Genomic DNA, 8185 nt, shown 5'->3' with positions numbered 1-8185 from the left:
AAAAACCCTCCTTTTCTAGATAGTAACTTATTTCTCAAACAAGTAAACTAAAAAATTAAGAAGAATTTTATATTGAACTCTTACTAGTTTTCATCCCAAACATCTCAGTGAAATCAAGGATTTGAATGTATCATTTTTTTACTTAAATTTAGTTTCGCTTGTTTTTCTTGGGAAGTCAATGGAATCAGGGTTTTGAATGTAACTTAATTAGTATTATGTTACATTCAAATCTCACTGAAGAATCAAAAAAGCACCTATCGTCAGTAGTGTATCGACGATAGGTGCTCGGAATACGGAACTTACCTAAAGGAATTTAAGAGGTTTGTTGTTTATTTTTCTTTTGAGTACAGTTAATTAAATACAGTACTAATACAACAACCGCGGTGATAACTAAAGAATAACCAACTGTTTTTAAAAAGTAGTCGGAATCGCTCAATAGTGCTGGTGAACTCATTCCATTCACATCAGTACATGTATTAAGTATTTTGTAATTAAGCTTATTTGGAGAACAAGATTAGATAAAATGTCAAGCAAAGGAATACATACCTTGCTTGGCATTTTTAAATGCAACTTTGTAAAATTTGTTCTTTTTTAACCTAGATTAGTAGAAATATCCATAGCTAACTGTGATAAAAACAAAATAATTAAGTAGCTCATAACTACCGAGTTTAAGATAAATAAAACTAAACTAAAACCTTTAAATTCCCACTCACTACTTTTCACAATACAAACTAGTTCGATTGTCATCAATATTGGTAATATAAAGAAAAATAAAAAAAACATTTTTCCCACATCCTAACATTTTTAGTATATATTATAAATAACTTATTTTGGGAGAATAAGTTAATATTAGCATATTTACTATACAGAGGAGGATTATTGTGAAGAATTTTTTTAGTTTACTTGTATTTTTCAGTGCACTTTTTGTTAGCTTTTTAACTGTTTCTGCTGCTGATTTATCAACATATGATCAGTTGACAGAAGAGGAAAAAGAATATTTGCTTGAATCAAATTTTACAGAAGAAATCATTAACCAGTCCGAAGTAGAATTTGTCAGGGAGTTAATTGAAGAAGGTGCTAACCTTCTCACACATGGTGAAGACATATACTCTATTCAGGATAATACCACCGCAAAACCAGGCGAGTTTACTACACTAGGAGTTATTTCTTCGAGTAAATTAAAACTTTCCTTATCTGCTTACGAAGTTACTTCAGATAGAACTGGAAGTTCTAAGTTCCGATTATATGGCACATACAAATGGTTATCAAAACCAGTCAATACTTTTACTGACGCTATCTCATTGGGATGGTCTTCTTCGTCGATCACCTATCCGACAAGTGGAGGTAATGTATTTGGGTATAGTCAACGCAATTACGAGACATCAGCTGGAAGCAGATTCCAACGTTCTTATACGTTTACTCCAATCACCTCGACTTATGGCTTAGGTAACAGATTTAATCTTAGACAGGGAGCAAGCGTATATGATGGAAATATTAATGTCCACATCTACTCAAAAACAAAATCTGGTGCATTCAATACGGTACTATCTTACGGACACGCAAGAGCTACAGTAAACCCTAGTTTTAATGCGAGTAAAGGTTTCCTTTCAGTTACTCCTGGACTTTCTGTAGACACTGCTCAATATGCTAAAGAAGTTCGATATTAAATCTTATTCATAACTTATTTGTGAAAATTCTCCCATTTTTAAACTTCTAAACTTAATGAAATTAAGAGAAAACAACGCATTTCAAATATCCGTTGTTTTCTCTTTTTACGTCTTCGCTTTCTTTATCTAGCTCCTTATTTAATAAGATTAAAAAAGATTACTAGTCACATAAGGTCTCAATCAATTACCTACACTCATAACTGATCAATTTCTTGCAACTCGAATTTAACTTAACTACAACTAAGTTAAATTCACACCCTAGTCTTTGCCCCAAAACTTCCATTTGGATTTTGCAGGGGCTTTTTTAAATTCATCCATATCACTTTGTAGTTGCTGGACATTGGCCAACAGCTTTTCCTCTCGTTCCTGGCTCTTTTTTAATTCGTTTTTCAAGTCAGTAAGTACTTCCGTATGATCCACTGGATCCGGCAATTGGTTTTTCGGCTGATGGTGCATGAGTTGCTGCAGCTCATTAATTTTCTGGTTCTGCCCCATCAGCAATTCAACAATCTGATTGAGAGACTGCGGAGCCACTACCAAATCTGTATCGATTCGCTTTATTTCGCCGCCGAACCGTTCCAATAATTTAGCTTCAACTTCCGCTAAGTCTGTTCGCTTAATGCCTTTTTCTCGCTGCGCTTGAATGGTATCGGCAATTAATTGAATTCGTTCCACTTGTTCTTCTGTATAAACTCGTTGCTGATTCTGTCGAGGATCTTTTACCACTTCACCAAGCCATCCTCGTTTTTCCCATTCTCGAAGTTGATGGGCTTCAAGAGACAACTCTTTAACTAACCGACTGATTGGAATTCGCATGTTTTCACCCCTTAAATTTAGCTTTAATCGAAGTTAAATGTAGCTTTATTTTATGCTTCTCTTAGGCTGAAAGATACTGTTTTAACAGCATTTCTAGAAAATTAAAAAGAAGATGCTGTGAATCAGCACCTTCTACGGTTTTTTATTAGAGAACTTCCGATAAGTCGGGATATGTAAACCAACTAGAAATTGACTAACTCATCCTATATTTACGAACGAATCATTATTATTTTCATATCCGAAGGCGACATAAAAGTTCCAGGAACCACCCTAAAATTAGGGTGGTGTATAACTGGGCACTCTCGCTTTTCGCTCTCGGATCTTGTTGGGACTTTTATTCTTTTCATTTAGCCGCTGCACGTTCAATGTCTCCCATTATTTACAGCTGGAAGCTGCCCACAATACACCTGATTTCTACAGGGTGTATAGATGGGCACTGTCGGAATGTCTTTTCTATTTTTCTCAACTCACTGACCAAAAGCAATCAATCCACTTTAGTTACGTTTATCTGCTGTTGATCATTAGTTAACACAAAATCCCTAATTTTATTTTCAACTTCTTCTTTCGAAAGTCTAAAATCTGAATCGTATTCTAACTGATCAATCCACTCACTAATCTCATACCATTCCATCTTTTTTTTCTCTAAGCCTTCGCTATATGCAATTTCACAAATTTTCTTCGCAGTAAGAATAGGTGATTGGTTACTTTGAAGAATTTCTTGCTCCAAATAAGAAATATAGCCGTACATAGCCTCTTGAATCGATGGCATTTTTAAGTTGATTTCGCTCAATACGTTCTGAAACATTTTCTCAATCTCGAATAAGTTGGTATTTTGATTCATTGTGGCTAGCTTTGCTAATTCAATAGAATCCATCTCTCGGAGAAGGAAACCGGCCCATCGAATGTAATCATCACTAGTAACAATCCCTTTGTACTTTTTATACACTAAAATTTCTAATTTCATTTTAGATTCCTCACTCCTTTTTCATGGTAAGTGATTCGAATAATATTGCAGAGAGAGAGCCTGTAGAAAAGTACGACAAGTTCATGGATCAGGGCCATTGGTTTGAATTCCAATTTCTCAGGTATTGATTTCAATAAAAGAAGAGACCAAGGTCGGCTTATCGTTCCAACTCCTGATCTCTTTTTCTAGCCATGGTTTTTTGTTTTTCTTGCTCACGCTCTTTTTGCCATTCCTTGAATTTATCCAAGTGTGTTTTTGCAAACTCCACCAACAGATTCAACTTGCTTCTCAAGGTTTTATTTTCTTTTCGCAACTCCTGGTTTTCTTGCTTCAATTGGCTATTTTCTTTCTGCAGTCGTTCGGTCTTGGTTTTCTCTTGCTCCAGTTTCCGGTCGCTGGAAACCACTGCATCAAACATGTCATCAAATTGCTTCTCATGTGTCGCTATCGTGCTTTCAATGGCTTCGGTCGCTTTGGCTCTTGCTTTGAGGGCTTCAAAATCCTCTACCGGCAATTTCACATGGTTCCGGTCAAATAGAGAGGGTTTGCTGACTTGCAGCTCATCGACCTTCTTAGAAGCCTTCAGGGCGTTTCTCAGGGCTTCGGTTTCCTTCTCAAGGGTTTTAATCTCCTCATTGAGCGTTAATGCCTTAAAACGGCTCATTTCGATGTGTTTCCGGTCCGAAGCAATGCCCCGTTCCACTTCGAAGCCCATTTCGATGTGTTTCCGGTCCGAAGCAATGCCCCGTTCCACTTCGAAGCCCAAGCTTTGCATGTGTTTCGGAAATTCCTCTTGCATCCACTGCAATTCTTGCCGATTAAAGACATTTTTGCCCTGGAGTTTGCCGTCCCGCATCGGAACGACTCCTAAATGCATGTGAGGCGTTTTCTCGTCGTTATGAACGGTCGCATACGCAATGTTTTGTTGGCCGTAACGTTCAGAGAACAATTTATGGCTTTCCTCAAAAAACCGTTTCTGTTCAGCCGGATCTAACCCGTCAAAAAATTTCCGGTCCGACGTCACCAGCAGCTCATTCACGAGCACGGCATCTTTTCGGGTTTTCCGTTCGCTTACTTTTTGGCTCTCGATGATGGCTTTTACTTGTTGGTTATAATCAATTTTCTCTTGATGCAGCAAATCATAATTCAAGTGCTCACGGTCCGGATCGATGTCTGGATTCGTCCGACTTTCCCGTTCTCGCTGGTTGTGAAATTGCATGCCCTTTAAATCCGGGCTCTTCATTTTCTGCATCCGTACCACAGCAAAACTCACAAAAACACGCCCCCCTTATTTCGGTCAACTTCCATGTAAAGTATAGCACACTATACTTTATTGCATAAAGGTGTGCTCTCCGAGGGTTTTCGGCTATCGCCGATCGTTCGCTTAAGCGAACGAAAAACATAGAACCTTGCCCCTTTTTAAAAAGGGGCAAACACCAAAACATCCTCCTGCAACCTCAACAAGGTAGCACTCGTAAACCGTTTGGAAATCGTCAAGGCACGGGTCGTATTTTTCAAAACGCTGCGCTGAAAAATCTCCACCCTCTACCCTTGACGATTTCCATTTTGTCCGTTGCTGAGCGTCTGCCGATAGCTAGACTCAGCAAGACACTTAAATTTAATCGCTATCGCCTTTTAAATTTTGACGGACAAAACCACTCAATAAAAAAAGACGCGCGAATAATCTCTCGTATCTTTTTTCTATTTCGCTGCTGATAATTTTTCTGCTTTTAAATTTAAGTATTTCTCTTTTTTGTCTTTATACTCTTCTTCTAATTTATCAATTTTTCCCCTATGCATTTCTTTATCGGAATCTTTCGGACCTGGTAATGGAGATTGAAAAGAATACTCGTTGAGGATTCTTTGAGATTCCCTAAAATATGATTTAGTGAATTCAATCAATCTAATCATTTTGAATTGATTATCCGTTTTTAAAAAAGATATTTCTTCTGTCTTCAAGTAGGTTAAACTCGTTATCGATTTACTCAAATACGCAGTTACCTCGCCATTAGGAACAGAAGCATCTTCATTAAAATATCCTTCTGACAACTTACGATAAGGTTCTACATACTCTGTTGTAATCATTTCGTTAAATCCCTCAAATTCTTTTCTATCTTTGCGTTCTTTAATTTTCGCAGATGCAAATTGACCTAAAATCCCAAGCAAAAAACCTACTGAAACACTTAAAAGAGCAATAAAAACTTCGTTCATGTCCACTTTCCCTTCATCATTTCATTCTTCTTATCCTCGGTCTTCAAGCCAATTATAAAATTCCACTTTCTTTTTAGATTCAGATGATACAGGTTTGTGATTTTTTTCTAGTAGTCGGTTCAATTCTCTGAAATTCCAAGCGGCTTTCTGAATTAGATTACTCGCTTTTTCACTTGTAATTCCAATAGATTCAATCGTATATAATCTCATTTCCTCAATCTCTTGCATCAAAGTAATAGCGCGCTGTCTGTCCGTTTCATCATTAATGTTCACGTACTGGAACATGTCATCAAAAACGATGTCTATGATGCTCTGAATCTCCTTGATCTGCTTCTGAGTAGCACTTGTTATTTTGGTACCAGTAGACCATTCCAACCTAAACCCTGTAATCGCACGACCCTTTTTTTCTAGTTTGTAGGGTACTTCCAATTCTGTAAAAGTTTCAATTTCTTTGATAGCTACATCAAGCACACGTTTTTTGAAAAGCCCCGTATTCTCCTGATAGCTTTTTACGTTCTGTACTCCAAACAGTTCCATTAATTCTTCTTTAGAAACTACTTTATACCAATATCCATGATGAGCCTTAAGATAATCATACAAAGTCCACGAGAAACTACTTTTAAAGTTTGAGGCAATGGTCAAATCTATTGTGACATACAGACTTTCCTGTACTTCTAAAATATGGGGAAGCATTTTAGGACTCCATTCGAAAGAAAAATGCCCTTTATCGTAAGACATGCCCATGAAAGCATTCCAGAACTTAAACTTTTCATTTTTCATATCGGAAGTACTAAATTTTATACTAGTAATTTTATCCGAGTCTTTCATTGCATCTTCTGTCCGATATTGGGACATGCCGAATTTTTTTTCAAAATCGGCTTTCCGGAATTCTGTGATACCGTTTTTTTGTGTGCAAAAAATCGAGTAAGCCAACAATTGCATTTGGTTCAATGAAAGACCTTGATATAGTTTTGCCATTGATAATTCATTGCTTTTTTTAATTGAATTTTCATACGAAATTAACTGTGTTTTTGAATTCATTCTCGCCATTCTCAATCCCCTTTTTTATTGTGACAAATACTCCTCTTGAAATGTAACTCCATCAAAAAATATGTAAATTAAATTATTTTTATTGTAACTTACTTTTATAAAGTTTCAATACAAAGGGAGTATTTGTTTCAATAAACAGGAGTATTTGTTTCAATAAACAGGAGTATTTGTTTCAATAGAATCTTGAAACCCTTGTGGCTCTAAGCTTCAAGACGTTCATAAAGTTAATAAAGTTAATAAATCTTTTAAAAGATAATATATATAGGCAAAATTCATTTTGAAAAAATGAAAAGAAAAAGAAAAGAACAAAATGCAGATCAAATTCATTGCTAGAAAAAATAGCAAACAAAAAACTCCGCAGAAACATACTGGGAGTTTTACAAACGAAACGCTTTTAAATTACTCTCGATCTGTTCATCCGTGATCCCAATGTAACGCAAGGTAATCTGCGGATGAGCATGGTTCAAGATATTCTGCAGCTCGGCAATGTCTTTAAACTGCTTGTAATGCCAATAGCCGAATGTTTTGCGTAAGGTATGCGTGCCGATGCCTACCGAGATATCGACCATCTGTGCAGCCTTCTGAAGCTGTCTGTACGCTTGAACGCGCGTAATCGGTCCATTTCCCTTCCGACTGGGAAAAAGCCACTCAGCGTCCTCAAGCGTGCGAATATAGGCATCCAGTTCGTCGTAAATGTTGCCGAGGTGAATCGTCCGGCGTTTTCCGGTCTTGCCTTCACGCAACGACACCACTTGCTTGCCCTGGATCTCGCTCGTTTTGATCTTTAACAGATCCCCGACACGCAAGCCGGAATTGATGCCCAGGAGAAACAGGATGTAATCTCGTTCGCTGCACCATTTCTTCAAGCTCCATTTCATGTCCTCAATCTTTTCGAGCGCCCGGATTGGTTGGACATCTTTAATCTCTTGTTGTTTGGTCATGGCGATCTCCTGACTTTTGGTTAAAAATAAAATCACTCACAAAGAACACAATCAATCCGCTGATTAAAATCCAAAAAGAAGCAGACAACTCAAACGAAACAGCGAATTCATAAATAGAATGGGCTAACAGAGCTACCAAATAAAAACCGAAAGCAAGCTTTCCTGCCTTTTGAGTGCTCTTTATCTCAGAAGGCGTCATTTTTTTAAAAAACAAAAGAATACTCCTTTCTCCTGTGGTAACTGTTATTTGTTATTGGCTGTCGAGACGTAAGTATTGGGTTACTTAAGGAATTGCTAGAAAAGAAAAAAGAGCGCCGCCAAGGAAAAGCGAGCCCATTTCTTTTAAACAGTTATTGCAATCATTGATTTTCTTTTAGTCTTCTATTTTCTTCTTCTAGAGCTTGAATACGCTTCTCGTATTCCGTGTTTTTTCCGGAACGACTTGCGCGTTTCGCTAGAAAGAACAGAACCGCGATAATAACAATCGCCAAGAAGACCATTAAAAATATAGGGGACAAGGCAATTAAGTTTTCCAT

The 8185-nt window shown here is 37.2% G+C and carries 8 protein-coding genes; 1 reads left to right on the top strand and 7 read right to left on the bottom strand.

Annotated features, from left to right (window positions below):
* Positions 1-881 precede the first annotated feature (881 nt).
* Complete coding sequence (locus tag G3255_RS18465) at positions 882-1667, top strand: hypothetical protein (protein WP_211656084.1); 786 nt, start codon at positions 882-884, stop codon at positions 1665-1667.
* Positions 1668-1925: 258 nt separating this feature from the next.
* On the opposite strand, the gene G3255_RS18460 is transcribed toward G3255_RS18465, so the two are convergent.
* From G3255_RS18460 to G3255_RS18430, 7 genes are all read right to left on the bottom strand, one after another.
* A complete protein-coding gene (locus tag G3255_RS18460) occupies positions 1926-2483 on the bottom strand; it encodes a MerR family transcriptional regulator (RefSeq protein ID WP_211656083.1) in 558 nt (185 codons plus the stop codon).
* Between the two features lie 484 nt (positions 2484-2967).
* Positions 2968-3447, bottom strand: coding sequence for a hypothetical protein (locus G3255_RS18455; RefSeq protein WP_211656082.1), 480 nt, complete (start codon positions 3445-3447; stop codon positions 2968-2970).
* 157 nt (positions 3448-3604) lie between these two features.
* Positions 3605-4720, bottom strand: coding sequence for a MobV family relaxase (gene mobV / locus G3255_RS18450; protein ID WP_211656081.1), 1116 nt, complete (start codon positions 4718-4720; stop codon positions 3605-3607).
* 428 nt (positions 4721-5148) lie between these two features.
* The gene (locus tag G3255_RS18445; protein ID WP_211656080.1) at positions 5149-5658 is read right to left on the bottom strand and encodes a hypothetical protein; all 510 of its coding nucleotides are present in this window, start codon (positions 5656-5658) and stop codon (positions 5149-5151) included.
* Between the two features lie 30 nt (positions 5659-5688).
* Entirely contained in the window at positions 5689-6708 is a 1020-nt protein-coding gene (locus G3255_RS18440; protein WP_211656079.1) for a replication initiation protein, read from the bottom strand.
* A gap of 377 nt (positions 6709-7085) precedes the next feature.
* Positions 7086-7649 carry a tyrosine-type recombinase/integrase gene (locus G3255_RS18435; RefSeq protein ID WP_211656078.1) on the bottom strand — a complete coding sequence of 188 codons (564 nt, stop codon included), beginning with the start codon at positions 7647-7649 and terminating at the stop codon, positions 7086-7088.
* Complete coding sequence (locus G3255_RS18430) at positions 7627-7863, bottom strand: hypothetical protein (protein ID WP_211656077.1); 237 nt, start codon at positions 7861-7863, stop codon at positions 7627-7629. The genes G3255_RS18435 and G3255_RS18430 overlap by 23 nt, the downstream gene beginning before the upstream one ends.
* Positions 7864-8185 lie beyond the last annotated feature (322 nt).

The sequence above is a fragment of the Planococcus sp. MSAK28401 genome (assembly GCF_018283455.1).
Classification (GTDB): domain Bacteria; phylum Bacillota; class Bacilli; order Bacillales_A; family Planococcaceae; genus Planococcus; species Planococcus alpniumensis.
The sequence above is the reverse complement of the archived record's forward strand: the minus strand, read 5'-3'. Positions and strand labels throughout refer to the sequence as shown.

Coding starts and splice junctions, on each gene's coding strand:
- G3255_RS18445 (WP_211656080.1), bottom strand. CDS start 5,658: ATGAACGAAGTTTTTATTGCTCTTTTAAGTGTTTCAGTAGGTTTTTTG.
- G3255_RS18440 (WP_211656079.1), bottom strand. CDS start 6,708: ATGGCGAGAATGAATTCAAAAACACAGTTAATTTCGTATGAAAATTCA.
- G3255_RS18460 (WP_211656083.1), bottom strand. CDS start 2,483: ATGCGAATTCCAATCAGTCGGTTAGTTAAAGAGTTGTCTCTTGAAGCC.
- G3255_RS18455 (WP_211656082.1), bottom strand. CDS start 3,447: ATGAAATTAGAAATTTTAGTGTATAAAAAGTACAAAGGGATTGTTACT.
- G3255_RS18435 (WP_211656078.1), bottom strand. CDS start 7,649: ATGACCAAACAACAAGAGATTAAAGATGTCCAACCAATCCGGGCGCTC.